This window comes from Azospirillum brasilense (assembly GCF_022023855.1).
GTDB lineage: Bacteria > Pseudomonadota > Alphaproteobacteria > Azospirillales > Azospirillaceae > Azospirillum > Azospirillum brasilense_F.
In genome coordinates, this window is record NZ_CP059449.1 from 2,650,348 (window position 1) to 2,673,308 (window position 22,961).

25 protein-coding genes are annotated in these 22,961 nt (G+C 68.6%); 13 read left to right on the forward strand and 12 right to left on the reverse strand.

The genetic code is table 11. The annotated features are described in order from the left end of the window. Positions 1-41 precede the first annotated feature (41 nt). Positions 42-734, forward strand: a complete 693-nt coding sequence (locus H1Q64_RS12605; RefSeq protein ID WP_237903766.1) for a hypothetical protein — start codon at positions 42-44, stop codon at positions 732-734. A gap of 39 nt (positions 735-773) precedes the next feature. Here the strand turns inward: H1Q64_RS12605 and H1Q64_RS12610 are convergent, their stop codons facing one another. Both H1Q64_RS12610 and H1Q64_RS12615 read right to left on the reverse strand, forming a co-directional pair. After that, positions 774-977 (reverse strand): heavy-metal-associated domain-containing protein, encoded by a 204-nt coding sequence (locus H1Q64_RS12610; protein ID WP_237903767.1) that lies wholly within the window; start codon positions 975-977, stop codon positions 774-776. 27 nt (positions 978-1,004) lie between these two features. Continuing rightward, the gene (locus tag H1Q64_RS12615) at positions 1,005-2,150 is read right to left on the reverse strand and encodes a divergent polysaccharide deacetylase family protein (RefSeq protein ID WP_237903768.1); all 1,146 of its coding nucleotides are present in this window, start codon (positions 2,148-2,150) and stop codon (positions 1,005-1,007) included. Between the two features lie 179 nt (positions 2,151-2,329). Between H1Q64_RS12615 and H1Q64_RS12620 the strand changes: the two genes are divergently transcribed. From H1Q64_RS12620 to lexA, 8 genes are all read left to right on the forward strand, one after another. After that, on the forward strand, positions 2,330-2,782 hold the full coding sequence (locus tag H1Q64_RS12620; RefSeq protein ID WP_237903769.1) for an STY0301 family protein: 453 nt from the start codon (positions 2,330-2,332) through the stop codon (positions 2,780-2,782). Positions 2,783-2,936: 154 nt separating this feature from the next. Then, entirely contained in the window at positions 2,937-3,527 is a 591-nt protein-coding gene (locus H1Q64_RS12625) for an anthranilate synthase component II (protein ID WP_035673146.1), read from the forward strand. Further along, positions 3,524-4,582 carry an anthranilate phosphoribosyltransferase gene (gene trpD, locus H1Q64_RS12630; protein ID WP_237903770.1) on the forward strand — a complete coding sequence of 353 codons (1,059 nt, stop codon included), beginning with the start codon at positions 3,524-3,526 and terminating at the stop codon, positions 4,580-4,582. Before H1Q64_RS12625 ends, trpD begins: the two co-directional genes overlap by 4 nt. Further along, complete coding sequence (gene trpC, locus H1Q64_RS12635) at positions 4,579-5,367, forward strand: indole-3-glycerol phosphate synthase TrpC (protein WP_237903771.1); 789 nt, start codon at positions 4,579-4,581, stop codon at positions 5,365-5,367. The genes trpD and trpC overlap by 4 nt, the downstream gene beginning before the upstream one ends. Before the next feature lie 35 nt (positions 5,368-5,402). Then, the gene (locus tag H1Q64_RS12640) at positions 5,403-5,864 is read left to right on the forward strand and encodes a GNAT family N-acetyltransferase (RefSeq protein WP_237903772.1); all 462 of its coding nucleotides are present in this window, start codon (positions 5,403-5,405) and stop codon (positions 5,862-5,864) included. Then, positions 5,861-6,355, forward strand: coding sequence for a cyclic pyranopterin monophosphate synthase MoaC (gene moaC, locus H1Q64_RS12645; RefSeq protein ID WP_237903773.1), 495 nt, complete (start codon positions 5,861-5,863; stop codon positions 6,353-6,355). The genes H1Q64_RS12640 and moaC overlap by 4 nt, the downstream gene beginning before the upstream one ends. Continuing rightward, on the forward strand, positions 6,355-7,572 hold the full coding sequence (glp, locus tag H1Q64_RS12650) for a gephyrin-like molybdotransferase Glp (RefSeq protein ID WP_237903774.1): 1,218 nt from the start codon (positions 6,355-6,357) through the stop codon (positions 7,570-7,572). Before moaC ends, glp begins: the two co-directional genes overlap by 1 nt. A gap of 156 nt (positions 7,573-7,728) precedes the next feature. Beyond that, positions 7,729-8,427 carry a transcriptional repressor LexA gene (gene lexA, locus H1Q64_RS12655; RefSeq protein WP_237903775.1) on the forward strand — a complete coding sequence of 233 codons (699 nt, stop codon included), beginning with the start codon at positions 7,729-7,731 and terminating at the stop codon, positions 8,425-8,427. 25 nt (positions 8,428-8,452) lie between these two features. Here lexA and H1Q64_RS12660 read toward each other — a convergent pair whose 3' ends face one another. Then, positions 8,453-10,615, reverse strand: coding sequence for a ComEC/Rec2 family competence protein (locus H1Q64_RS12660; RefSeq protein ID WP_237903776.1), 2,163 nt, complete (start codon positions 10,613-10,615; stop codon positions 8,453-8,455). A gap of 179 nt (positions 10,616-10,794) precedes the next feature. Between H1Q64_RS12660 and gltX the strand changes: the two genes are divergently transcribed. The 3 genes from gltX (at position 10,795) to H1Q64_RS12675 (ending at position 13,814) form a co-directional block, all read left to right on the forward strand. Further along, a complete protein-coding gene (gltX, locus tag H1Q64_RS12665) occupies positions 10,795-12,207 on the forward strand; it encodes a glutamate--tRNA ligase (RefSeq protein ID WP_237903777.1) in 1,413 nt (470 codons plus the stop codon). Between the two features lie 94 nt (positions 12,208-12,301). After that, complete coding sequence (gene gltA, locus H1Q64_RS12670) at positions 12,302-13,615, forward strand: citrate synthase (protein WP_038528311.1); 1,314 nt, start codon at positions 12,302-12,304, stop codon at positions 13,613-13,615. Further along, positions 13,608-13,814 (forward strand): hypothetical protein, encoded by a 207-nt coding sequence (locus tag H1Q64_RS12675; protein ID WP_149166386.1) that lies wholly within the window; start codon positions 13,608-13,610, stop codon positions 13,812-13,814. The genes gltA and H1Q64_RS12675 overlap by 8 nt, the downstream gene beginning before the upstream one ends. 4 nt (positions 13,815-13,818) lie before the next feature. Here H1Q64_RS12675 and H1Q64_RS12680 read toward each other — a convergent pair whose 3' ends face one another. Then, positions 13,819-14,427 (reverse strand): glutathione S-transferase family protein, encoded by a 609-nt coding sequence (locus tag H1Q64_RS12680; protein WP_237903778.1) that lies wholly within the window; start codon positions 14,425-14,427, stop codon positions 13,819-13,821. 56 nt (positions 14,428-14,483) lie between these two features. Beyond that, a complete protein-coding gene (locus tag H1Q64_RS12685; RefSeq protein ID WP_237903779.1) occupies positions 14,484-15,404 on the reverse strand; it encodes a LysR substrate-binding domain-containing protein in 921 nt (306 codons plus the stop codon). 121 nt (positions 15,405-15,525) lie between these two features. On the opposite strand from H1Q64_RS12685, the gene H1Q64_RS12690 reads away from it, so the two are divergent. Then, positions 15,526-16,053, forward strand: coding sequence for a GNAT family N-acetyltransferase (locus H1Q64_RS12690; RefSeq protein WP_237903780.1), 528 nt, complete (start codon positions 15,526-15,528; stop codon positions 16,051-16,053). Positions 16,054-16,059: 6 nt separating this feature from the next. Here the strand turns inward: H1Q64_RS12690 and gloA are convergent, their stop codons facing one another. The 7 genes from gloA to bamA form a co-directional block, all read right to left on the reverse strand. Continuing rightward, positions 16,060-16,455, reverse strand: a complete 396-nt coding sequence (gene gloA / locus H1Q64_RS12695) for a lactoylglutathione lyase (RefSeq protein ID WP_014240164.1) — start codon at positions 16,453-16,455, stop codon at positions 16,060-16,062. Next, positions 16,452-17,657: a lipid-A-disaccharide synthase gene (gene lpxB, locus H1Q64_RS12700; RefSeq protein ID WP_237903781.1), complete on the reverse strand. Its 1,206-nt coding sequence runs from the start codon at positions 17,655-17,657 to the stop codon at positions 16,452-16,454. Before lpxB ends, gloA begins: the two co-directional genes overlap by 4 nt. Then, entirely contained in the window at positions 17,654-18,496 is an 843-nt protein-coding gene (locus tag H1Q64_RS12705) for an LpxI family protein (protein ID WP_237903782.1), read from the reverse strand. Before H1Q64_RS12705 ends, lpxB begins: the two co-directional genes overlap by 4 nt. Positions 18,497-18,548: 52 nt before the next feature. Then, a complete protein-coding gene (lpxA, locus tag H1Q64_RS12710) occupies positions 18,549-19,337 on the reverse strand; it encodes an acyl-ACP--UDP-N-acetylglucosamine O-acyltransferase (protein ID WP_237903783.1) in 789 nt (262 codons plus the stop codon). Next, positions 19,334-19,804, reverse strand: a complete 471-nt coding sequence (gene fabZ, locus H1Q64_RS12715; protein ID WP_035673111.1) for a 3-hydroxyacyl-ACP dehydratase FabZ — start codon at positions 19,802-19,804, stop codon at positions 19,334-19,336. Before fabZ ends, lpxA begins: the two co-directional genes overlap by 4 nt. Before the next feature lie 195 nt (positions 19,805-19,999). Beyond that, entirely contained in the window at positions 20,000-20,578 is a 579-nt protein-coding gene (locus H1Q64_RS12720; RefSeq protein ID WP_237903784.1) for an OmpH family outer membrane protein, read from the reverse strand. Position 20,579: 1 nt separating this feature from the next. Continuing rightward, on the reverse strand, positions 20,580-22,949 hold the full coding sequence (gene bamA / locus H1Q64_RS12725; RefSeq protein ID WP_237903785.1) for an outer membrane protein assembly factor BamA: 2,370 nt from the start codon (positions 22,947-22,949) through the stop codon (positions 20,580-20,582). Positions 22,950-22,961: the final 12 nt, after the last annotated feature.

Below are 22,961 nucleotides of genomic sequence, written 5' to 3' on the forward strand. Positions count from 1 at the left end.
CGTCCTGGAGGCAGAGTTCGAGTCGACAAAGGACCAGTCCGATGCCCAACATCGCCTTCAATTTCGCGCAACCCGGCGAAAGCAATGCTTGCGGCGCCTATGCACTGACGGCCGCGCTGATCGCCCTTCCGTCCGTGGCAAGCGTCAATTATCCCATTACGCTGTGCCACAGCACGCCTAGAACGCGAATGCTGACGCCCCCGGTCACCATCAATGGAAACGAGGTCGGTCATGCTCTTGCGGGCAAGATCTACAAGATCACAGGCGATCTCGACATCGCCGGCTCTTTGGGGTCGATGAGCGTCACCTATGAGGACGGCCCCAATCTGCAGAATTCGCCGTCCGCTCTTGCCTACGTCGCCAAGCAGTTCGGGCTGACCGTCACCGTCAACATCATCAAGGATACCAACACAAGGGCATCCACCTGCCAGACGATGGCCAGTCTTCTTCTCCAGGATTTCGATGACGAGGTGCGCCGCTGCATGCTGAGCGCCACGGTCAACGGCGAAGGGGGCAACGGCGTACTTAACGGTGTGGACTACGCCGCCCCGAGTTCCGATGAAGTGCACCTGCTCTGCGTGATTCAGGGCAAAAGCATGCATTGGCTGACGCGTGGAACGAACGGCTTCTACGATCCCGGCGACGCGACCATCAACGCCTGGACCATCGCCGCCGATGGAGCGATGACCGGCGGGGGCTACACCTTCACCGGGATCTGGATCGTCCTGAAATAGGTTCTTTGACCGGCCCGGCTGAATGCGCCTGACGCCTCCTCAGGCTTGGCCGCCGAAATCGAAGCCGGCGCCCTCCACGGCCCTCCTCACCGTCTCCGGGGCGACTCCGCCCTCCACGGCCACGGTGCCGGCGTCTAGGTCCACCGTCACGGCGGCGCCCGGCGCCAGCTTGCCGATGGCGTTGGTGACGGAGCGGGCGCAGCCGCCGCAGGTCATGCCGCCGACCCTGTAGGTGTCAGCCATGGAACTCTCCTCAAACGGGACCGGCGGTCACCCGCCGGTGTGATGGGCGCGCACGACGGCGCTGACCGGAACCAGGACGAAGCCGCGTTTCTGCACCTCCGGCATCCAGGAGGCCAGTGCGTCGATTGTCGCATCGTGCGGGTGGCCGATGGCGATGGCGTAGCCCTGCCGGCGCGCCACCTGCTCCGTCTTGGCGAGCTGGCCGCGCACCGCCGGCACGGTCATCTCGTTGTCCAGGAAGATGTCGCGCCCGGCGAATGGCATCTGAAGCTCCCGCGCAAGGGTCAGACCGGCGCTCTTCGCGGTGGTCCGGCTGTCCAGCCACAACAGGCCGCGCCGCGAGATCTCCCCCAGCACGGGCGCCATGGCCGCGGCATCGGCGGTGAAACGGCTGCCCATGTGGTTGTTCACCCCGACATAGCCATCGAAGCTGTCCAGCGCCGCCTTGGTCCGGCGCAGGATCTCCCCCTTGTCGAGCGACACGCGCAGCGCCTGCGGCCCCGGATCGGCAGCGCCGCTGGGTTCCATGGGAAGATGCAGCATCAGCTCGTGCCCGGCGGCGCGGGCGGCGCGGGCCTGGGCCGGCAGCTCGTGGGCGTAGGGCAGCCAGGCCAGCGTCAGCGGCGCCGGCAGCGACACCGTACGGTTCGAGCGCTTGCGGTCCACGCCCATGTCGTCGATGACGATGGCGATGGCCGGCTTGCCCGGCGGGGCGCGGAAGGGCAGCGCGTTCTTCTTCCACAGCGGCGAGCCGGGGGCCACCTTGGGCGGTTCCAGAGGAGCGACGGGAGGCGGCAGCATCGCCACCACCGGCTTCGGGGTCATGGCCGGCGGCGGCGGCGGCGCGGGAACCGGAACGGGGGCCGGGGCCTCGGTCACCTGGGGAGGAGGCACGGGAACGGGCGCCGGAGCCGGTTCGGCCTCGCGAACCGGCGGAGGCGGAGGCGGGGGCGGCGCATCTGCGACCTTGGGCTGCGGTGTCTTGATCGGCGCGGCCGGGGCGATGACCGGCGCTTCCCGCTCCACGACGGTCTCCGTCTCAGGCGCGTCGCGCCCGATGATGAATCGCGCGCCGAGCGCCACCGCGAAGACGGCGATCACCCCGGCCAGCGCCAGCAGGATCGGGGAGACGGCGCGCGCCGACGCCGCCCGTCCGGATGCGGCGGCCGGCATTTTCGGTGATGGCTTTCGTGCCGCCGCCTTTTGGGGCTTCCGCGGCGATTTGCTGGCCATGGGAAGGTATCTCGAACCCTGGTTTCCGGTTTGCGCGCAAGGTGGCACCCCCGCACCGTCCCTGCAACAGCGGAGCGGGGTGGAGGTGCCCGCCGGCTGGGACTATGCTGTGACCCGCCATGTTCCGCACCCCCACCCTCCTGGCGGCCTTCGCCACCGCCGCCGCGCTCCCGGCCCTTGCCGAGGAGGTCCGCTGCCCGCCCAGCCTGACCGTGCAGGCCCAGCCGGAGGCCCCCGGCGGCTGGTCGCCCTACCCGGCGAAGGACCAGCACGCCTTCACCGGCGTCGCGCTGGTGGAGGGCGACCGCTCGGCGCAGATGGCCACCCCCACCCCGGCGGCGCTGGAGCCGGACCGCAGCCTCCGGCGGAGCCGCTCGGAGGTCCGGCAATGGGATTTCCCCGCCGCCCGGCGCAGCAACGTCTTCCTGATCTGCCGCTACGGCGGGACGCAGGCCACGCTGGCCATCGACCTGCCGCGCACCGTGAGACGCTGCCAGATCACCGAGGAGACCGACGCGCGCGGCACGGTCCTCGACAAGCCCGCGACGCCGCCGCAGTTCCTCTGCCGCTGATTCTCTGCCGTTCGCGGGTTCGGACGGGCTGGAAATCCATTGCTTCAGCCGCTAGGGTACCCGCCTTGGAACAAGGCCGGAACGCTATTCCGGGACGATCAGGCCGTGAACGACGGACCGGAAACGACAGGCCGGAAGGATGCCGGGGCGCCCCATGCTGCTGCTCATCGATAATTACGACAGCTTCACCTACAACCTCGTCCATTACCTGGGCGAACTGGGCGCCGAACTGGACGTCCGCCGCAACGACAGCCTGACGGTGGAGGAGGCCATGGCGCTCCGCCCCGAGGGCATCGTGCTGTCGCCCGGCCCCTGCGACCCGGACAAGGCGGGCATCTGCCTGCCGCTGATCGACGCAGCCGCCAAGGCCGGCGTTCCGCTGATGGGCGTGTGCCTGGGCCATCAGGCCATCGGGCAGGCTTTCGGCGGCACGGTGCTGCGCGCGCCGGTGCCGATGCACGGCAAGGTCGACCGCATGTTCCACCAGGGGCGGGGCGTCCTGAAGGACCTGCCCTCGCCCTTCCGGGCCACCCGCTACCATTCGCTGATCGTCGAGCGCGCCACCCTGCCCGCCTGCCTGGAGGTGACCGGCGAGACGGAGGACGGGCTGATCATGGCGCTGTCCCACCGCGAGCTGCCGATCCACGGCGTGCAGTTCCACCCGGAAAGCATCGAGAGCGAGCACGGGCACAAGATCCTGGAAAACTTCCTGAACACGACCCGCCGGCTGGAGACCGCCGCATGAGCACGCCGTCCGCGCCGCACGGCGACCTGACCGACATGAAGGCCATCCTCGCCAAGGTCGCCGCCGGCAACGCCCTGAACGAGCAAGAGGCATCGCTGGCCTTCGACATCATCATGTCGGGCAACGCCACCCCGTCGCAGATGGGTGGCTTCCTGATGGCGCTGCGGGTGCGCGGCGAGACGGTGGACGAGATCACCGGCGCCGCCCGTGTCATGCGCGCCAAGGCGATCCCGGTGGAGGCCCCGGACGGCACCATCGACACCTGCGGCACCGGCGGCGACGGCTCCGGCACCTACAACATCTCCACCGCCGCCGCTGTCGTCATCGCCGCCTGCGGCGTGCCGGTGGCCAAGCACGGCAACCGCGCCATGTCGTCCAAGTCGGGCGCCGCCGACGTGCTGGGCGCGCTGGGCGTCAACCTGGACTGCGACATGGGTCTGGTGCGCAAGGCCTTGTGGGACGCGCGCATCGGCTTCCTGATGGCGCCGCGCCACCACCTCGCCATGCGCAACGTCGGCCCGACCCGCGTGGAGCTGGGCACCCGCACCATCTTCAACCTGCTGGGGCCGCTGTCCAACCCGGCCAGCGCCAAGCGCCAGCTTCTCGGCGTCTACGCCAAACAGTGGGTGGAGCCGCTGGCCCATGTGCTGAAGCGTCTTGGGTCGGAGGCCGCCTGGATCGTCCATGGCTCCGACGGGCTGGACGAGATCACCACGACCGGCCCGACCACCGTCGCCCAGTTGAAGGACGGCGAGGTCACGGTGTTCGAGATCGAGCCGGAGCAGGCCGGCATCTTCCGCGCCCGGCCGGAGCTTCTGAAGGGCGGCGACGCCCATGTGAACGCCGAGGCCATCCGCGCGCTGTTCGACGGGGCACAGGGCGCCTACCGCGACATCGTCCTGCTGAACGCCGCCGCCGCGCTGCACGTCGCGGGCAAGGCCGGCGACCTGAAGGAGGGCGTCGAGCAGGCCCGGCACGCCATCGACAGCGGCGCCGCCCGCGCCGTGCTCCAACATCTCGTGTCCATCACCAACGAACCGGTTGCCGCGCCATGAGCGACGTCCTGACCCGCATCTGCGACGACAAGCGCGCGCTGGTCCAAGCCCGCAAATCCGCCCGTCCACTGTCCGCGGTGGAGGACGCCGCCCGCACCGCCGATCCGGCGCGTGGCTTCATCCGCGCCCTGCGCCGCACGTTGGACGGGGGCCGCTACGGCCTGATCGCCGAGATCAAGAAGGCCAGCCCGTCGAAGGGCCTGATCCGCCCGGACTTCGACCCGCCGTCGCTGGCCCGCGCCTACCGCGAGGGCGGCGCCACCTGCCTGTCGGTGCTGACGGACGAACCCTATTTCCAGGGCTGCGACGACTATCTGCTGGCCGCCCGCGCCGCGGTGGACCTGCCGGTGCTGCGCAAGGACTTCATGGTCGATCCCTACCAGATCACCGAATCCCGCGCGCTCGGCGCCGACTGCATCCTGATCATCATGGCCGCGCTGAGCGACGCGCAGGCCGCGGAGATCGAGGACGCCGCCATCGCCTGGGGCCTGGACGTGCTGGTCGAGGTGCACAACCGCGAGGAGTTGGACCGCGCCCTGGCGCTGAAGACCCCGCTTCTCGGCGTGAACAACCGGAACCTGAAGACTCTGGCTGTGGACATCGCCACGACCGAGGAACTGGCGGCCCACGTGCCCGCCGACCGGATGCTGGTGGCCGAAAGCGGTCTCTACAGCCCGGCGGACCTGTCGCGCATGGCGGCTGTGGGCGCGCGTTGTTTCCTGGTCGGTGAATCGCTGATGCGGCAGGAGGATGTGACCACGGCCACCCGCGCCTTGCTCGCCTGACACAAAACAATAAAGCAATGGGGAGGAGCGACGCCGTGCCGAACGTGACTATTGCCCGTGAAAGCCCGCTCCAGGACGAGGTGGTCCAGCTCATCGAGGAGTTGGACCGCTATCTGGGCGACCTCTACCCGGCCGAGAGCAACCATCTGCTCGACCTGCAATCGCTGGCCAAGCCGGACATCCGTTTCCTGGTCGCCCGGAGGTCGGGAACCGTGGTTGGTTGCGGTGCCGTGCGCATCGACACCGAAGGCGGCTATGGCGAGGTCAAGCGGATGTTCGTCCAGCCAACCGCGCGCGGCGGCCAGATCGGGCGCCGCCTTCTGGAGCGCATCGAGGACGAGGCGCGCGCCGCCGGCCTGTCGGCGTTGTTGCTGGAAACCGGCGTCTATCAGGACGAGGCCATCGCCCTCTACCGCAAGCAGGGCTTCACCGACCGCGGCCCGTTCGGCTCCTACGGTCCGGACCCGCTGAGCCTGTTCATGGAGAAAGCCCTATGACCGACCAGCCCGCAAGCGGCTTCACCCATTTCGACGCCGAAGGCCGCGCGGTCATGGTGGACGTGTCCGACAAGGCGGATACGGAACGCACGGCGACCGCCCGCGGCTCCGTCCTGATGCAGCCGGAAACGCTGGCGCTCATCCTCCAGGGCGGCGTCAAGAAGGGCGACGTCCTGTCGGTGGCCCGGCTGGCCGGCATCATGGGGGCCAAGCGCACGCCGGACCTGATCCCGCTGTGCCACCCGCTGATGCTGACCTCGGTGAAGGTGGACCTGACCTGCGCCCCCGAGCGCAACGCCGTGGACATCACCGCCACCTGCAAGCTCAAGGGCCAGACCGGCGTGGAGATGGAGGCGCTGACCGCCGTGTCGGTCGCCGCACTCACCGTCTACGACATGTGCAAGGCGGTGGACCGCGGCATGACCATCACCGAGGTCAAGCTGCTGCACAAGGCCGGCGGCAAGAGCGGCGAATGGGGGAGCGCGGTCTGATGCTGCAGGTCGGTGAAGCCCGCGCCCGCATCCTCGCCGCCTTCACCGCCATGCCAGCGGAGACGGTGCCGCTGCCCGACGCGCTGGGGCGCGTCCTGGCGGAGCCCGCCGCCGCCCGGCTGACCCAGCCGCCCTTCGCCGCCGCCGCCATGGACGGCTGGGCCGTCCGCGCCGCCGACATCGTCCCGGCTTCGGCGGATGCGCCGGTCACCCTGCGCCGCATCGGCGAGTCCGCCGCCGGCCACGCCTTCGCCGGAGCGGTCGGAGCCGGCGAGGCCGTGCGCATCTTCACCGGCGCGCCCCTGCCCGCCGGGGCTGACGCCGTGGTGATGCAGGAGGATTGCGAGGACGCCGGGGACCGCGTGCGCATCGGGCGCGCCGTGCCCGAGGGGCGCTTCATCCGTCCCGCCGGGCTGGACTTCACCGCGGGAGAGGAGTTGCTTCCCAAGGGACGCCTGCTCACCGCCCGCGACGTCGCCCTGGCTGCCGCGGCCAACCTGCCCTGGCTGCGCGTCCACCGCCGTCCGCGGGTCGCCGTGCTCGCCACCGGGGACGAGATCGCCCTGCCCGGCGATCCGCTGGGACCGAGCCAGATCGTCAGTTCCAACGCACTCGGCCTGTGCGCGCTGGTCACCAGCCAGGGCGGGCTCGCCCACAATCTCGGCGTGGCCAAGGACGATCCGAAGCATCTCGCCGCGATGGCCGCCGGAGCGGCCGGCTGCGACCTGCTGGTGACCACGGGCGGCGCCTCGCAAGGCGAGCACGACCATGTGCGCGACGTGCTGGGCGGGCTGTCGCTGGACTTCTACCGGGTCGCCATGAAACCCGGTAAACCGTTGATTTTCGGGACGGCGAACGGCGTTCCGCTGCTCGGCCTGCCGGGCAATCCGGTGTCCACCGGGGTGGCCGCCCTGCTGTTCCTGGTGCCAGTCCTTCGCCGTCTCCAAGGGTTGCCCGCCGAGAGCGCCACGCTCGCGGCGCGGCTCGGCGCGCCGCTGAAGGCCAACGACGACCGCACGGATTTCCTGCGTGCCGCTCTGTCCACCGGGGCGGACGGCGAGCCCGTCGCCACCCCCTTCCCGCGCCAGGACAGCGCGATGATGTCCCGGCTGGCCCGGGCCGACGCCCTGATCGTCCGCGAGCCGCAGGCAACCGCCGCCGCCGTGGGCGACCGCGTGACGGTGATCCCGCTGAGCGGCGGTGTCCTGTCGCTTTAATCCGTTCCGCACGGGAAATCCATTTGGGAGTCCTGTCCATCAATTTACGATTGATTTCATCCGTAGGGCTTGACGGGGGTTAAGAACCAAACTAGAACAAGATGGAACGTTTTGCTTTTGTTCCATATCTAGTGCGGAACCGGCCGGGAGGCACAAATGCTCACGCGCAAGCAGCATGAATTGCTGCTTTTCATCAACGAGCGGCTCGGACAGGGCGGTGTGTCCCCTTCCTTCGACGAAATGAAGGACGCTCTCAACCTGAAGTCCAAGTCGGGCATCCACCGCCTCATCACCGGGCTGGAGGAGCGCGGCTTCATCCGCCGCCTGCCCCACCGCGCCCGCGCGCTGGAAGTGCTGCGCCTGCCGGAAGGGCTTGAGACCGCCCGCAACCGGCCGCCGCGCGCCAAGTTCCAGCCCAACGTCATCAAGGGCGATTTCAGCTTCGCGGGACGCGAGGCGAACCCGGCGTCCGAATCCGTGCAGCTTCCGCTCTACGGCCGGATCGCCGCGGGCACGCCCATCGAAGCGTTGCGCGACGGTTCCGCCTTCGTGGACGTTCCCGCCGCCATGCTCGGCATGGGCGACCACTACGCGCTGGAAGTCGCTGGCGACTCCATGGTGGAGGCCGGTATCCTCGACCATGACACGGTGGTCATCCAGCGCTGCGACAGCGCGGACAACGGCTCCATCGTCGTCGCCCTGGTGGACGACGCCGAGGTCACGCTGAAGCGCTTGCGCCGCAAGGGCAACACCGTGGCGCTCGAACCGGCCAACGCCGCCTACGAGACCCGCATCTTCGGTGCCGACCGGGTTCGGGTACAGGGCCGCCTCGTCGGGCTGGTGCGGAAGTACTGACGGCAGGATGCTCCGGGGCGGCGGTTCAGCGCCCCCCGGTCTTTCCGTCGGGCAGCTTTCCCCCCATCGTCCAAGGGCGGTCGCCGCGCTGCCCCCGGACGGTTTCCACCCGGATGCCCTTGTCCGACAGGGTGAGCGTGTGCGCACCCTCCCGCCGCAGTCCCCAACGGTCGATGACCAGTGGCGCCCGACACCCGCGCGACGGGGTTGCGGTCACCACCGCATCGGCCATTGCGCAATCCTCCGGTAAGGCATCCGGTTGTCGCAGCAGCGCCACCGTCTTCCCCTGCGCACGGTAGAGGCACCCCAAGGCGTCGCAGCGCAGCCGCCCGTCCAGGCTGACCCCGGCAAGCGGCCAGACATCCTGGCCGGCTTTCTCCTCCGGCTTCTCCATGCCGTCGCGCCGCTTCCACGTGTTGGCGACCCGCCCGTCGCTGGCGGTCGACAGGCTGAGGATCCCCTCCGCGCCGCGCACGGCCATCAGTTTTCCGTCCTCCGACACCAGAATGTCGGGCCGCGGCGCTACGGCCGGGGCGACCAGCCCGCCGGCCAAGGCCACCAGCCCCAGCCAGCGCCAGCGTCCCGTCCAGATGGCCAGCCACAGCCCGCCCAGCGTGACCGCCGCGATGGCGGCGTCCGGCATGGCCGGAAGGAACGCCGTCGCTCCGGGCAGCGCCGCGGTCCGCTCTGCCGTCTCGATGACCAGCCGGACGCCCCAGTTCATCGCCGTCACCGCCGGCCCCTCCAACCCGAAGGGCAGCAGCAGGTAGGACAGCAGGCTGAAGGGCATGATCCACACCGTCGTGATGGGGATCGCCACCATGTTGGACAGCACGCCGTAGAAGGCGACCTGCTGGAAATGATAGAGCCCGTAGGGCGTCGTCGCGACGGTCGCCACCACGCTGGAAAAAGCGATGCCGCCCAGCGTCATGGCTCCCCGGCCGAGCCAGCCCATCTCGCGCCGCCGTCGCACCGCCCAGGGCGTGAAGAGTTCGAAGGCGGCAATCAGGGCGACGACCGCCGCAAAGGACATCTGGAAGCTCGGCCCCAGCATCCCCTCCGGGTCGTAGAGGACGGTGACGATGCCAGCGAAAGCGACCAGCCGCATGCTGATCGGTGATCGGTCGGCAATGACCGCGCCCATGATGAGGCCGGTCATCAGCACCGACCGCAGCGTCGGCAAGGGCGTCCCCACCAGCAGCGTGTAGAGGATCGCCGACAGGATGCCGGCCAGCGCCGCGATCTTCTTGATCGGCCAGCGCAGCGCCACCCAGGGAACCAGCGCCAGCAGCGCCCGCACCACCCAGAAGACGATCCCCGCGGCAATGCCCACATGCAGGCCGGAAATGGACAGGAGATGCGCCAGGCCGCTGTCGCGGAAGGCGTCCATCATCGGCTCGGGAATCGCCGCGGCATCGCCGTTCAGCAGGGCGGCGGTGACGCTGGCCTCCGTGGAGTCGGTCACGACGGCGCGCACCCGCTCGGCGATGGCGGCGCGCGCCCGCTCGAAGGCCACGGTCACCCGTCGCCAGCCTCCGGGCGGCGGCGCCTCCTGCGCGACGGGGGCGCCCATGACGAAGCCGACCGCACCGAAGCCTTCGAAATAGGCGCGCCGCTGCAGGTCGAACGCCCCCGGCTCCGCCGGGGCGGCCGGCGGGTGGAGCATGGCGCGCAGCCGCACCACCGTCCCGGCCTCCGGCGGCGTCACCTTGGCCGGCAGATGCAGGCGGACCCGCTCCGGCGTCGCCTCCGGGGCCAGCCGCTCCACCATCGGTTCGCCGATCATCAGCCGCGTGCCGGTAGGCTGCCGTTCGATCGTCAGCACCCGCCCGGTGACCTGCACGGGTCCAAGCTCGCGCGTCAGCATCGGCGCCGCCGCCACCACGCTGTGAAGTTGCGCCGCGGCGAAGCCCAGAGCGACGCTCAACAGCCCCAGCAGCAGAACGACCGGCGCCAGACGCCGCCGAGCCAGCCACAGCAAAGGCAGACAACCGACCGCAGCGCCCGGCCCCAGCCAGAACGGCGGCTCGGCGGGCAGGCCGAAATACAGCGCCACGCCCGCCCCGGTCCCCACCGGCAGCCACAGCGCCCAGCGCTCCCGCTCCGCGGCGAGACATTCCAGCGCTGCAGCGTAAAAGCGCGCGCCGACGCCGTGACGGACAGGACCGGCATCGCCCTCCTCCGCCACCAAACCTTCGTCTGTGCCCTCTTCAACCCCGTGGGCCATACTGTCGCCTATGCGCGCAAGGCAAATGCCTCCGGCGCCGTTAATGTGTTACACCACCGCACCACCGCAGTCGCACCGCAGCCGCCGCATCTCGGCCGCCGCAGCACTGTAGCAGCGCCGAACCCGGAATTGAGCCTCCCATGACCGTCGTCACCCGCTTCGCCCCGTCGCCTACCGGCTTTCTCCATATCGGCGGTGCCCGCACCGCGCTGTTCAACTGGCTGTACGCCCGCCGCAACGGCGGCACGTACCTGTTGCGCATCGAGGACACCGACCGCCAGCGCTCGACGGACGCCGCGGTGGACGCCATCCTCGACGGCCTGTCCTGGCTCGGCCTCGACTGGGACGGCGACGCGGTCAGCCAGTTCGCCCGCAAGGACCGCCACGCCGAGGTGGCGCAGCAGATGCTGGCCGCCGGCCGCGCCTATTACTGCTACGCGAGCCCCGAGGAGCTGGAGGAGATGCGCGCTGCCCAGAAGGCCGCGGGCCAGCCGGTGCGCTACGATGGGCGCTGGCGCGACCGCGACCCGTCCGAGGCTCCGGCCGGCGTGAAGCCGGTGATCCGCCTGAAAGCGCCGCAGGAAGGCGAGACGGTCCTGAAGGACCGCGTCCAGGGCGAGGTGACGGTTCAGAACGCCCAGCTCGACGACCTGATCCTGCTGCGCGCCGACGGCACCCCGACCTATCTGCTGGCGGTGGTGGTGGACGACCATGACATGGGCGTGACCCACGTCATCCGCGGCGACGACCACCTGACCAACACCTTCCGCCAGATCCAGATCTACAACGCCATGGGCTGGGAGCTGCCGGAGTTCGGCCACATCCCGCTGATCCACGGTCCGGACGGCGCCAAGCTGTCGAAGCGCCACGGCGCGCTGGGCGTCGACGCCTACCGCAACATGGGCTACCTGCCGGAGGCGATCCGCAACTACCTGCTGCGGCTCGGCTGGGCGCACGGCGACGACGAGATCATTTCGACCGAACAGGCCGTGGAGTGGTTCAATTTGGAGGGCATCGGGCGCTCCCCCTCGCGCTTCGACTTCGCCAAGCTGGAGAATCTGAACGCCCACTACATGCGGCAGGCCGACGACACCCGCCTCGTGGGTCTGGCCGCCCCGCGGCTGGAGGCCGAGCTTGGCCGCGCGCTGACCGAGTCGGAACGCGATCTGCTGACCCGCGCCATGAACGGGCTGAAGCAGCGCGCCCGCACCGTGGTCGATCTGGCGCAGAGCGCCCGCTTCTACCTCGCCGCCCGTCCGCTGGCGATGGACGAGAAGGCCGCCGCGCTGCTGGACGAGAAGGGCCGCGGCGTCCTGATGGACCTCGCCGCCCGCTTCGAGGCTGAGACGGACTTCACTGCCGCCGCCCTGGAAGGGCTGGTGCGTGCCTTCGCCGAGGAGCGGGGTGAAAAGCTGGGCAAGATCGCCCAGCCGCTGCGCGCCGCGCTCACCGGTTCCACCGTGTCGCCGCCCATCTTCGAGGTGGCGGAACTCCTCGGCCGGGCGGAAACGCTGGCCCGGATGAAGGATGCCGCAACTGCAGCACGGGGATAACTTCCGTGCGTTGATATCCGCCCGGCATAGAACTATGCTGCGCGCATTCGAAAAGGGCGTTAAGCCCCAACCCTAAAGATAAGGACGTGCCGAGATGACCCAAACCGCGGACAAGGCCGATACCTTCACCCTGATCGACAACCGGACTGGCAAGCAGGTCAGCCTGCCCGTGATGAAGGGAAGCACGGGTCCGGACGTGATCGACATCCGCAAGCTCTACGCCGAGACCGGTTGTTTCACCTACGATCCGGGTTTCACTTCGACGGGCAGCTGCGAGTCCAAGATCACCTACATCGACGGTGATGAGGGTGTTCTGCTGCACCGCGGTTATGCCATCGACGACCTTGCCGAGCACGCGACCTTCCCGGAGGTCTGCTTCCTCCTCCTCAACAACCACCTGCCGAACGCCGCCGAGAAGGAAGAGTTCGAGGGCATCCTGCGCGGCCACTCGATGGTGCACGAGCAGCTGACCCGCTTCTACAGCGGCTTCCGCCGCGACGCCCACCCGATGGCGGTTCTCTGCGGCGTCGTCGGCGCGCTGTCGGCCTTCTACCACGACTCGACGGACATCGAGGACCCGGTGCAGCGCAAGATCGCCGCGCACCGCCTGATCGCCAAGATCCCGGCGATCGCCGCGATGGCCTACAAGTACTCGGTCGGCCAGCCGTTCATGTACCCGCGCAACGACCTGTCCTACGCCGAGAACTTCCTCTACATGACCTTCGGCACGCCGTGCGAGCCGTACAAGGTCAACCCGGTCCTGTCCAAGGCCATGGACAAGATCTTCATCCTGCACGCCGACCACGAGCAGAACGCCTCGACCTCGACCGTCCGTCTGGCCGGCTCGTCGGGCGCCAACCCGTTCGCCTGCATCGCCGCCGGCATCGCCTCGCTGTGGGGTCCGGCCCACGGCGGCGCCAACGAGGCCGTGCTGAAGATGCTGGAGGAGATCGGCTCCGTCGATCGCATCCCGGAGATCGTCCGCCGCGCCAAGGACAAGAACGACAACTTCCGCCTGATGGGCTTCGGTCACCGGGTCTACAAGAACTACGACCCGCGCGCCCAGGTCATGCGCAAGACCTGCCATGAGGTTCTGGCCGAGCTGGGCATCAAGGACGAGCCGCTCCTCGACATCGCGATGGAGCTGGAGAAGATCGCCCTCGAAGACCCGTACTTCGTCGAGAAGAAGCTGTACCCGAACGTCGACTTTTACTCGGGCATCATCCTGAAGGCGATGGGCTTCCCGACCAGCATGTTCACCGTGCTGTTCGCCGTGGCGCGCACCGTCGGCTGGATCTCCCAGTGGAAGGAGATGATCGAGGACCCGGTCCAGAAGATCGGCCGTCCGCGTCAGCTCTACACCGGCGCGACCAAGCGGGACTTCATCCCGCTGGCCGAGCGTGGCTAACCGGCCGACAGCACACATCGGGACGGGTGGCTCCGACGGAGCCGCCCGCAGCCCGGCTGCGTTCATTGTTCCGGCGCGGCGGGTCCGTCAGGGCCAGCCGGTCGCGAACGACAACAAGCCGCCGCTGTCGCGGCGGCTTCGCCGCATCGTCTTTTATGCGGTGATTGTGGCGATGATCGCCGCGGTGGTGCTGATCTGACCTCTTAGCTCTGGGTGATCGGGATGTGCGGCCCTTCCGCCGCCACACGCTCCATCCATGCGCGCACCGCCGGATAGCCGGACAGGTCGAACCCACCCTCCTCCGCCACGTGCGTGTAGGCGTAGAGCGCGATGTCGGCGATGCTGAAACGGTCGCCCACGAAGAACCGCCGCTCCGCCAGATGCCCCTCCATGACGCCCAAGGCGTCGTAGCCGAGCCGGCGCTTGGTCACCAGCCCCAGCTTGCGCTCCTCCGTCATCTCCACATGGTGCGTGATCCAGAAGCGCACGGTCGCGATGTTCGGCTCGTGGCTGTACTGCTCGAAGAACATCCATTGCAGAACCCGCGCGCGGCCTTCGCGGTCGTCGGGCAGATAGGGCGTGCCTTCCGCCAGATACCACAGGATCGCGTTGGATTCCGGCAGATGGCTGCCGTCCTCCAATTGCAGGGTCGGGATGCGGCCGTTCGGATTCCGGGCCAGGAATTCCGGGGTGCGCGTTTCCGCCCGGTCGATGTCCAGTTCGATCCGCTCATAGGGAATGCCGAGCTTGTGCAGCAGCAGGCGGCACTTGTAGCCGTTTCCGGAAGACAGGTTGTCGTAAAGGCGCAGCATGAGGGCGTGTCTCCGCTCCAAATCCATCCGATGGCGGATATAACCACGAAACGGACTCAGGCGCCAGCGGTGCCCTGCGGACACGGTATGCCGAGCCGCTCCAGCCGCGACCGATCCGCCGCGGCCTCCGCCAGCAACCAGTACCGGAAGGCGCGGAGCACGCCGCGCCCCCGCCCTTCGGCCGGGGCGGTCAGCACGTAGCGGTCGCCGCAAGGCACCGCCGGTCCGAAGGGGCAGACGAGCCGTCCCGCTTCCAGCGCCTCCAGCACCAGCGATGGGCGCCCCAGCGCGATCCCCTGCCCAGCCATGGCCGCCTGGATCACCATCACCGATTCCGAGAAGCTCAGGCTGCCCGCTCCATACAGACTTACCCCGCTGCCGGCGCGCCACAGACTCCAGTCCGGCGACGCCTGATAATGCAGCAGCGTCTGGCGGGACAGGTCGGCTGGACCGGACAGCCGCTCGGCCAGCGACGGCGCACAGACCGGAAACAGCGGCTCTTCCGACAGCAGCGTCCCGTCGGGACCCGGATCGCCGCCGCGCACGTAGCGGATGACCGCCCAGCCCGCCTCGGCCTCCGACGCGCGATCCGTGTTGCCCCCCTCGATGTCCAGCCGCAGGCCCGGCCGGCCATCCAGGAAGCGCCCCAGACGCGGCACCAGCCACAAGGCCGCCCAAGTGCGCGGCGCGGCAATGCGCAGCCGTTCCGGCCCTTGTCCAGCGATGCGGTCCCAACTCTCCTGAACCCGCCCCAGCCCGGCGGTGCAGGCCTGCGCGAGATCGCGCCCGGCGTCGGTCAGGTGAAGCCCCTGCGGGGTGCGATCGAACAGACGGACATTCAGCCGCTTCTCCAGATCACCCACCTGTCGGCTGACCGCGCCATGTGTCAGGCCAAGCTCGTCGGCGGCGCGCGTCATGCTGCCGTGGCGGGACGCCGCTTCGAAGGCGGCCAAGGCGGTAAAGGGAAGGCGCGGCATCGGCGGCGTCTCTGTAGGTCGTGTGAGGATTCCTCACACCCATGCCCTGCGAAGTCAATTGTGGACCGGCGGAGCGGCGGGCAGGCTTAGGCGCAGAATCTGAACCATTCCGGCCCTTCCCATGACGATGACCTTGTCCATCACCGACGCCTCCACTCTCGATGACGGCCGCCTGCGCGCGGAACTGGAAGCCCTTCTGGAGGACGCCGTGAACAGCGGCGCTTCGGTGGGCTACCACGCCCCGCTGGCCCCTCATTGGAAGCGGGCCTTCTGGGACGGCGTGGCCAAGCTGCTGTCGGGCGGCGCGCACCGTCTGCTGATCGGCCGTGGGCCGGAGGGAGAGTTGCTGGGAAGCGTGCAGTTGGCACTCTGCAGCAAGCCGAACGGCGCGCACCGCGCCGAGGTGCAGAAGCTGCTCGTCTTCACCCGCCACCGCCGGAACGGAGTCGCGCGACGGCTGATGACGGCGGTGGAGGACACCGCCCGTGGTCTGGGCCGGTCGCTCCTGGTGCTCGATACGCTGAAGGGCGACCGCGGCGAGCCCTTCTACGAGGCGACGGGCTGGCAGCGGGCCGGGCTGATTCCCGGCTACACGGTGGAAGCGGACGGCGCCTTCCACGACACCGTCCTCTTCTACAAAACGCTGTGAGACTGCTTACTTCGTCTCGATCAGCTCGACCTTGTAGCCGTCCGGGTCCTCGATGAAGGCGATCACGGTGGTGCCGTGCTTCATCGGGCCGGGCGGACGCGGAATTTTGACGCCTTCCTTGGCGAGTTGCTCGCAGGTGGCGTAGATGTCGGGAACGCCCAGCGCGATGTGGCCGTAGGCGGTGCCGATGGCGTAGGGCTCGGCCTGGTCCCAGTTGTGGGTCAGCTCCAGGACGGCGGTGTCCTTCTCATCGCCGTAGCCGACGAAGGCCAGCGTGAAGCGTCCGCCCTCATAGTCGTTGCGGCGCAGCAGCTTCATGCCGAGCAGGCGGGTGTAGAAGTCCAGCGACTTCTCCAGATCATAGACCCGGAGCATCGTGTGCAGCAGGCGGAATTGGCTCATGGTCTCTTCTCCCAAGCGGGTTCTTGCGCTCTCGTCTTATCCAGCTGGCCGGCGGCAACCTCCAGCACGACCTGGGCGGCGCGTTCGCTGGGCGGCGTTCCGCCCTGCCCCAGCCAGTGCGCCACCTCGACCACCCCGTCGATCTGCGCCGCACGGGCGGCGGGATCGTCGAGCAGCCGGCCGAGTTCGGACGCCAGCCGGTCGGGACGGCAGTCCTCCTGAAGCAGTTCCGGCACCAGCATGCGGTCGAGCATCAGATTGACCAGATTGACGTATTTGACCCGGATCAGCCGCCGGTACAAGGCCACCGTCACCGGGTTGAGGCGGTAGGCGATCACCGTCGGCAGGCGCGCCAGCGCCAGTTCCAGCGCCACCGTCCCGGACGCCGCCAGCGCGGCCTCCGCCGCCGCGAAGGCATCGTATTTCGGGCCGTCGCCCTCGACGAGGATGGTGGGCATCGGCCAGCCCGCCACTTCCGCCGCCACGCGGTCACGCACCGTCGCCACGGTCGGCACGACGGCGACCAATTCCGGATGAGACGGCAGCAGACGTTCGAGCGTGGCGCGGAAGTCGGAAAGGAGGCGGGACACCTCGCCCTTCCGGCTGCCCGGCAGGACGGCGACGACACGCGCCTCCGGTGCCAGCCCATGGGCCTCCCGGAAGCGCCGCGCGTCGCCATGCCCGGCGCCGCTCTCCACCACCGAATGGCCGACGAAGGTGCAGGGAAGCCCTTCCTTCTCGAAATAGGGCGGCTCGAAGGGCAGGATGGCCAGCAGATGATCGTAGATCGCCGCGTATTTGGCGGCGCGCTTCGGCTTCCACGCCCAGACGGTGGGCGCCACATAGTGGATGAGCGGAATCTCCGGCGCCTGTGCCTTGACCCGCTTGGACACCCGCACCGTGAAGCCCGGTGAATCGATGCCCACCACCGCGTCGGGCCGCAGCCGCAGGATTTCCGCAACCGTCTGGTCGATGCGGCGCAGCAGGTTCGGCAGATGGGGCAGCAGTTCGAACACGCCGAACAGGGTCAGCTCGCCCATCGGGAACAGGCTGTCCAGCCCCTCGGCAACCATCTTCTCGCCGCCGATGCCGGCGAAGCGCACCCGTCCGCCGGTCAGCCGCTTGCAGGCGGCCATCAGCCGCGCGCCCAGCGCGTCGCCGGAGGGTTCTCCGGCGATCAGGAAAATCAACGGATCGCTCACGACCGGGTCTCCGACGCAACGGTGATGCCGACGACGAACAGACCCAGGCGGTCGGCGGCCTCGGCCACCGCGGCGCGGTCGACCAGCAGGCTGCCGCCCGCCTCCACCGCGATGCCGCGCAGGCCGGCGCGGGCGGCGTTCTCTACGGTCGTCACCCCCATGGTGGGCAGGTCCAGGCGGCGGTCCTGCTGCGGCTTCTTCACCTTGACCAGCACGCCGCCCGAACCGGGACGCGCCAGCCCGGCGCAGCGGGCCAGCATGGCGTCGGTGCCCTCGATGGCCTCGACGGCGAGCACGATCCCCTGCTGCACCACGGCGCCCTGCCCGACGTCCAGAGCGCCGAGTGTGCGGGCGACCTCGACCGCGCGGGCGATGTCGCGCTCCGCCTCGCCGTCCGGACGCAGCCGGCCCACCGGCCCAGCCGGGGTCAGAAGCTCGCCCAGGAGTTCGTGCAGACCGACCACGCGGAACCCCTCCCCTTCGAGTTCGCGCGCGACGGAGCGCAGCAGTCCATCGTCGCCGAGCGCGCGGGTGCCGACCTTGGCGAGGAACTTGGTGGTGTACCAGTCGGGAAGAAGCTCGGTGAATGACGGCCGGCGCACCGGTCCGGCGAAGACCAGCTCCCCAACCTTCTCCTTCTTCAACCGGTCGATGATGCTGCCGGCGGCGCCGAAACGGCTCCACAGATGAGGAAGGCCCACGACGGTGGCGGGGTCGGTGTGGCCGTCGAAGGCGACGACGAAGACCTCGCGCCCCTGGCCGCGCACCGCGGCGGCGATGCGGGCCGGCAACGTGCCGCCGCCCGCCAGGATGCCGAGCTTGGGAAGAGGCTGCGACATGGCCGGGACTCTCCCACGGAACAGAACAAGGAAACGGAGCCCGGACGGCTCCTCAGCCCTCGCGCGGCTGGCAGAGCGACCGCGAGGCCCGCGCGAAGGTCAGCACATCGGCGACCAGCGTCTGCTGCCCCATGTCGCGCCCGACCTCCTCCATGCGCTCGGCGAAGGTGCCCTCGTTGCCGAACAGCAGACGGTAGGCGGCGCGCAGGGCGTGGATCTCATCCTTCTGGAAGCCGCGACGCTCCAGCCCGACGAGGTTCAGGCCGGCCAGACGGGCGCGGTCGCCCATGACGAGGCCGTAGGGGATCACGTCCTTCTCCACGCCGGACATGCCGCCGATCATGGCGTGCGAGCCGATGCGGACAAACTGGCGGACCGCCGACAGACCGCCGATGGTCACGAAGTCGCCCAGATGGACATGGCCGGCCAGCGTGGCGTTGTTCGCCAGGACTGCGTTGTTGCCGACGACGCAGTCATGGGCGACGTGGACGCCGACCATGAACAGGCCGTTGTCGCCGACCCGCGTGACCATGCCGCCGCCCTCGGTGCCGGGGCTCATGGTGACATGCTCACGGATCTGGTTGTTGCGCCCGACGATCAGCTCGGACGGTTCACCCTTGAATTTCAGGTCCTGCGGGCGGTGGCCGATGGACGCGAACGGATAAATCACCGAGTCGTCGCCGATGCGCGTGCGTCCCTCGACCACCACGTGGGAGGTCAGGCGCACGCGGTCGCCCAGTTGGACATCCGGCCCGACCACGCAGAGGGGACCGATGGAAACGTCTTCGCCCAGCGTGGCGGCCGGATCGACGACCGCCGTCGGGTGAATGGAAACGCTCATTTCTCGTCCAGGATCATGGCAGAATAGACGGCTTCGGCGACCAGGACACCGTTGACCTTGGCCTCGCCCTTGAACTTCCACACGTTGGCGCGCTGGCGCTGCTTGGTCACGTGGATGTGGATGGTGTCGCCGGGCGTGACCGGGCGGCGGAAACGTGCCTCGTCCACGGTCATGAAATAGACGAGCTTGCCCTCGGATTCCTTGCCCAGCGTGGCGACCACCAGCACGGCGGAGGTCTGCGCCATCGCCTCGATGATCATCACGCCCGGCATCACCGGCCGCGACGGGAAGTGCCCCTGGAAGAACGGCTCGTTGATGGTGACGTTCTTCACGCCGGTGGCGCTTTCACCCAGGGTGATGTCGATCACCCGGTCGATCATCAGAATCGGATAGCGATGCGGGATCATTTCCATGATCCGCATGATGTCGAGGTCGGCTATCTTCTTGTTGTCCGCCGTCACATCCATGGTCCGGCCGCCCGCCTTTCAAAATCCACGAGAACGTCCCGCGCCGCGCCTGCGGCGGCCCGGGACGAAGCCCCTTGTGCCCCATTTCCGGGGATTTGGCAATCCCGACGCCGACGGCATTCCGGTCCCCCCTTTGCGCAAACAAAAAGCCGCCACGCCTCCCTGCGGAAGCGTGGCGGCTTGTTCCGACGCGCCTTATTGCTTGGGAACGGTCAGCGCGACCTGGGGCAGCTTCTTGTTCACCCGCTCCAGCACGACGTCGGTGACGTCGAGCTGGGTGTCGACCAGGACGAACTGCTGGCGGGCGAGAACCAGATTGGCGCCGCGCTCGCGCGCGACGTCTGCCACGATCTCCACCATGTTCTTGTGGACGACGGCCATCGCCTCGTTCAGCGCGTTTTCCAGGGCGCGCTTGCGGCTCTGCACCGTCTTTTGGACCTCGCCGACCTGCTTCTCGAAGTCGCGGCGCTTGTTGGCCAGCGCGTCCGGAGCCAGCACGGTCTGCTGCTTGCGCAGTTCCTCCTCGGACTTGCGCAGCTTGTCCTCCAGCGAGGCGATTTCCTTCTGGTAGGTCTCGCGCAGCGTTTCGAAGGACTTCGAGACGCCCTTGGAGGCGTTCGACTCCTGCATGATCTTCTGCACGTCGACCACGGCGATGACCGGCGCCTTGAGGTTGTCGGTCGGCTTGTCCTGGGCGAAGGACGGCGTCGCCATCGCGACGCCCGCCAACACCGCACCGGCGGCGACCAGCGCCCTGAGCTTGCTGAACTGCATGTTAGAACCTGGTTCCAAAGCTGAAGCGGAAGATCTCTTTCTTGTCGTAATCTTCCTTGAGAATCGGGACCGCAAAGTCAAGGCGGATCGGCCCGAAGGGCGAGCGCCAGGACAAGCCGGTGCCGACCGACAGGCGGACCGATTCGTCGTCGGGGACGAGCGGATCGTTGATGTCGACCTTGCCCAGCGTGCCGACGTCGGTGAAGGCATGGCCCTTCAGCCCGAATTCCTCGGGCAGGCCGACCGGGAAGGTCATCTCGACCGACCCGCGGTAATAGCGGGTGCCGCCCAGGGCGTCGCCGGTGCGCAGGTCGCGCGGGCCGATGCCGGCGGTGTTGAAACCACGCAGCGTGTCACCGCCGATAAAGAAGCGATCGGACAGGGCGATGCCGTCGTCACCGATGCCGACGATGTAGCCGACCTCGCCGGTGGCGCTGACGACCCAGCTCTCGTCGAACAGCGGCAGGTAATAGCCGGCGCCGAGACGATTGCGCAGGAAGCGGGCGTCGCCACCCAGACCTGCGAGATCGTTCGTCAACCGGATGTAATAACCTTCGGTCGGGTTCAGGCGGCTGTTGCGGCGGTCGTACGTCAACTCCTGCCCGATCAGCGAGGTCAGGCGCGAGCCCTTCTGGTCCTGAATGTACCGGGAGGCCGAGCTGGGAACGCTGGTGATGTCGGTGTTCTGGAGCTGGTAGTAGACGCGCTGGCGCAGGTTCTCCGTCAGCGGATAGCCCATGCGCAGGGCCATGCCGGTGCTCTTCTCGTCGAAGGAGCTTTCGTCCTGATAGTCGCGGGTGATGCGGAACAGGTCGAAACCGGCGGACAGGTCGCGGTCCAGGAAATAAGGCTCCGTGAAGGAGACGTCGTATTCCTGGCGGCTGCCCGACACGGTGGCGCCGAAGCGCAGATCCTGGCCGCGGCCCAGCAGGTTGCGCTCGCGGATCGAGAAGTCGGCCAGCGGACCGTCCGAGGTCGAGTAGCCGGCGCCGATGGAGATTTCACCGGTGGACTGCTCGGTCACCTCGACGTTCATCACGGTGCGGTCGGGCGCCGAGCCTTCCGCGGTGGTGATGTTGACGCGCTCGAAATAGCCCAGGTCCTTGATGCGCTGCTCGGAACGGCGCAGCTTGGTCGTGCTGAACGGGTCGCCTTCGGACAGCAGCATCTCGCGCCGGACCACCTTGTCCAGCGTGCGGACGTTGCCGGTCACGTCGATGCGCTCCACGAAGACGCGCGGGCCTTCGACGATGTCGTAGACGATGTCGATGGTCTGGTTGTCGCGGTTGCGCGAGATGCGCGGGCGGACGTCCACGAAGGCGTATTGCAGGTCACCGACGGCGTTGGACAGCTTGGTGATGGTGTTCTCCACCTCCTGAGCGTTGTACCAGTCGCCCTCGCGCGTGCTCAGCACGCTGCGCAGCTGCTCCGGGTCCAACGCCTTCAGGGAGGTGCTGATGTCCATCTTGCCGAACTTGTAGCGCTCGCCCTCGTCCACCGTGAAGGTGATGACGAAGTCCTCGCGGTCCGGCGTCAGCTCCGCCACGGCGGAGACGACGCGGAAGTCGGCGTAGCCTTCCTTGAGGTAGTAGCGGCGCAGCAGGTCGCGGTCGTAGTTCAGGCGGTCCGGATCGTAGTTGTCGTCCGACGTCATGAAGCGCCACCAGGCGCTTTCCCGCGTCTGGATCGCCTCGCGCAGCGTCCCGTCGGAGAATTTCTCGTTGCCGATGAAGGTGATGCTGCGCACGCCGGTGCGCACACCCTCGTTGATCTCGAACACCAGATCGACGCGGTTCTGGTCGAGCTGGATGATCTTCGGCTCGACCGTCGCGGCGAAGCGGCCCTGGCGGCGGTAGATGTCCAGGATGCGCTGCACGTCGCTCTGGACACGCGTGCGGGTGTAGACGACGCGGGGACGGAGCTGGATTTCCTTCTCCAGGTTCTCCTTCTCGATGCGCCGGTTCCCCTCGAAGGCGATGCGGTTGATGATGGGGTTTTCCGCCACCTGCACCACCAGCGCGTCGCCGTCGCGCTTCAGCACGACGTCGGCGAACAGGCCCGTGTTGAACAGGGCCTTCAGCGACTGGTCGATGCGGTCGGGATCGAAGGGATCGCCGGGCGCCACCGCGAGGTAGGAGCGGACCGTCGTCGGCTCGATGCGCTGAACGCCTTCCACCCGGATGTCCCGGATGGTGCCGCCCGAGAACATCTGCGCCACCAGCGTCCCATCGCCGAACGCGGCGGATTTCGCCGCGCCCGGTTTGGGCGCGCCCGCCTGGGCCCAGGCTGCGTGGGAAAGGGCAAGAGAAACCGTCGTCATGGCGCAACCGGCCATCAGGCCGAACGCCAGAACCCTGCTCGACACCCGCAAAGCTCGCTCCCT